Origin of the sequence: Streptomyces anatolicus, from assembly GCF_019400875.1 — a bacterium.
In the GTDB taxonomy this organism is placed as follows: Bacteria; Actinomycetota; Actinomycetes; order Streptomycetales; family Streptomycetaceae; genus Streptomyces; species Streptomyces anatolicus.
Genome location: NZ_WMBF01000649.1, coordinates 1 through 3,047, shown reverse-complemented (window position 1 = coordinate 3,047; position 3,047 = coordinate 1). Strand labels below are relative to the sequence as shown.

The 3,047-nt window shown below is 70.0% G+C and carries 4 protein-coding genes; all 4 read right to left on the bottom strand.

Going from position 1 to position 3,047, the window contains the following annotated elements; translation table 11 throughout:
• Positions 1 to 48 precede the first annotated feature (48 nt).
• Positions 49 to 855, bottom strand: a complete 807-nt coding sequence (locus tag GKQ77_RS30880; RefSeq protein WP_219692418.1) for a biotin/lipoyl-containing protein — start codon at positions 853 to 855, stop codon at positions 49 to 51.
• A gap of 12 nt (positions 856 to 867) precedes the next feature.
• Positions 868 to 996: a hypothetical protein gene (locus tag GKQ77_RS33745; RefSeq protein ID WP_258022275.1), complete on the bottom strand. Its 129-nt coding sequence runs from the start codon at positions 994 to 996 to the stop codon at positions 868 to 870.
• A 22-nt stretch (positions 997 to 1,018) separates the two neighbouring features.
• The gene (locus tag GKQ77_RS30875; protein ID WP_219692419.1) at positions 1,019 to 1,246 is read right to left on the bottom strand and encodes a type A2 lantipeptide; all 228 of its coding nucleotides are present in this window, start codon (positions 1,244 to 1,246) and stop codon (positions 1,019 to 1,021) included.
• 431 nt (positions 1,247 to 1,677) lie between these two features.
• Positions 1,678 to 3,047: AMP-binding protein (locus GKQ77_RS30870; protein ID WP_219692417.1), on the bottom strand; the 1,370-nt coding region annotated here is incomplete at its 5' end.

Here is a 3,047-nt window from a genome sequence, read left to right as displayed (position 1 = left end):
GTGCGGCCGGGGAGACGTGGGATGCGGCCCGGGGGGCGTGGGGTGCGGTCACGGAAGCAGCCAATCGATCGGGCGCTGCTCGGCGAGGTGCAAGGCGCCGGTGGCCGGGGTCATGGAGGTGAGCGCGAAGGGCGGCCCGCCGGAAGTCGACCACGCGTAGCCGGACTTGGCGCTGGACGACTTCTCCAGCCGCACGAGGACGGCCACGGGCGGGCCGTCCTTGGTGAACTGCCCGGCGAGTTCCTTGTCGCCGAGGAAGCCGGTGATCTTCTGCCGGGTCTGCGCGGCCCGCCCGATCGCCTTCACGCGGCCGCGCAGGGTGCCGTACTCCTGGGTGGGCACGGACTGGACGGTGAGGTCCACCGAGGCGCCGACGGGGACGGTGGCCGCGCTGTCGGCGGGGACGTAGAGCATGGCGAGGAGCGGGTCCGAGGCGCCCGCCACGCGCTCGACGGTCGCGATGTCGGCGCCGGTGGTGACGACGGTGCCGATCTTGGCGACGAGTGTGGTGACGCGGCCCGCGGCGATGGCGCGTACGACCCTGTCGCCCCGGTCCGTACGGACTTCGAGCACGGGAGCGTCGGCGGCGACGCGCTTGCCCTCCTCGGCGAGGACGCGGGTCACCTGGCCGGTGACGGGGCTCTGGAGGACGTAACTGCCCTGGCCGTGCGTGAGGATGCCGGGCGCCCTGAGGGTCGAGGAGACCGAGCCGGTGACGGCCCAGGCGCTCGCGGCGGCCATGACGACGAGGGTGACGGCGAGGACGAGCAGGCCCTGGGGGCGGGCGTAGCGCACGGGCAGGTCGAGTTCCTCGGGCGACTGCAGCTTGGACAGGGCCTGTTGGCGGAACTGCACGGGGCGCTTTCCTTACTGTGCCGGGGCCTGCGGCGGCTTGGCCTGCTTGGCCTGCTTGGCCTGCTTGGCCTGCGGGTGGGCCCGCTTGGCCTGTGGCGTCCGTGAGCCCCGGAACCAGGGGTTCCGGGGCTCAGGGGTCACGGTGTCTCGGTGAGCGGAAGGCTCAGAGACCGGCGGTCAGGCCGGAGGCCAGGCCCGTGACGGCGCCGACGTTCACGCCGGTGGCGTTCTCGACCGTGCCGGCGACACCGGCGACGACGCCGGTGACCGGGGCGATGGAGTCAGCGGTCGTGGTGACGTTGCCCGCGACCTGGGCGACGAGGCCTCCGGAGACGTTGTCGAGGTCGGCGTCGGAGATTTCGAGGGTCTCGACCTGCGAGGAGTTGTTCATGGTGTGAGCTGCCCTTCTCATAAATGGCGCAAAGGTGTTTCCAACCAGCGGAATCCGCCGTACCTGCCGGGCGAATTCCGCGTGGGCCAGGATCAAAGCACGTTCGCAGCTCGCACATCCAATCGACGAAGTGCCCGTCGGGTGTGGTTGCGGCGTCGCATCTCCGCAGCGTGCAGGCGGTTTCACGGCGAGGTGGCAGGTCCTTCACAACATTCACAGGAGGGAATCGGGGGCAGGATGGCACTCCCTTCAACAAACCGGACACTTATGCACCCAGGACCATGTTCTGTGGCCTATGCACGAGAATTCGGGCGGAGTTTTCATGAAGCGTCCGCCGAATTCCGTGACCGGACTGCGCATCCGATGTGCAGGTTTATTGAAGGCGTGCCGAATCGCCGCCGAGGGGACGTCACGAGGAGGCCGACGCGTCGTCAGTTCACGCCCCGGCCGCGCCCCGCCCAGTACGGCTCCCGCAGCTTGAACTTCTGGATCTTGCCCGTGGCCGTACGCGGGATGGCCTCACGGAACTCGACGCTCGTCGGCGCCTTGTAACCGGCCATCCGCTGCTTGCAGTGGGCGATGATGTCCGCCTCCCCCGCCGTCGCCCCCTCCGCGAGGACGACGAGCGCCTTGATCGTCTCGCCCCACTTCTCGTGCGGCACCCCGATGACCGCGACCTCGGCGACCGCCGGGTGACTGAAGATCGCGTCCTCCACCTCGATCGACGAGACGTTCTCACCGCCGGTGATGATGACGTCCTTCTTCCGGTCGGAGATGGTCAGATGGCCGTCGGCCTCGTCGAGAGTGCCGCCGTCGCCCGTGTGGAACCAGCCGTCCTCCAGCGCCGCCGCGGTCTCCTCCGGCTTCTCCCAGTAGCTTTCGAGTACGACGTTCGAGCGGGCGAGCACCTCGCCCGCGTCGGAGACCTTCAGCTTGACGCCGAGCGCGGGCAGCCCGGCGCGGGAGAGTTTGCGCGCCCGCTCCTCGGCGGGCAGCTCCGCGTCGGCGGGCGCCGCCCGGTTGAAGGTGAGCAGCGGGGAGGTCTCGGTGAGGCCGTAGATCTGCGTGAACTCCCAGCCCAGCTCGGCCTCCACGCGCTGGATCAGCTTGCTCGGCGGCGGTGCGCCCGCGCAGACGATCCGTACCCGGTCACGGCCGGGCACCTCGCCGCGCCAGCTCGTGGCCGCGTCGAGCACCGCGTTCCACACCGCGGGCGCCCCGCACATGAGCGTGACGCCGTGCTCCTCCACGCGGCGCAGGATCTCGGCGCCATCCACTTTGCGCAGCACGACCTGCTTCACACCGAGCCCGGCCATCACGAACGGCATGCCCCAGCCGTTGCAGTGGAACATCGGCAGCGTGTGCATATAGACGTCCCGCTCCCAGACGCGGGTGTGCAGGCCGAAGGTGAGCCCGTTGACCCAGATGTTGCGGTGGGTGAGCTGAACCCCCTTGGGGCGGGCGGTGGTTCCCGATGTGTAGTTGATCGTCGCGGTGGCGTCCTCGTCGGGGTTGGCCCAGGGGCGCGGCTCGACGCCGAACCGCATCAGCTCGGTCTCGGTCCGCTCGCCGAGCACGAAGCGGTGGCGTGCCTTGACGCCCGACAGGGCGTCGTCCAGCTCCGGGTCCACGAGCAGGACGGAGGCGCCGCTCTGCCGCACCACGTACTCGACCTCGTCGGGCTTGAGCCGGAAGTTGACCGGCACGCAGATCCGCCCGCTCATCGGCACGGCGAACAACAGCTCAAGGAGGCGGGCGGAGTTGTGGCTCACCACCGCCACGCGCTCCCCCTCCCCGACCC

What these genes read in the sequence shown, in the direction of transcription:
- GKQ77_RS30875 (WP_219692419.1), bottom strand. Translation starts at nt 1,246, where the DNA reads ATGAACAACTCCTCGCAGGTCGAGACCCTCGAAATCTCCGACGCCGAC.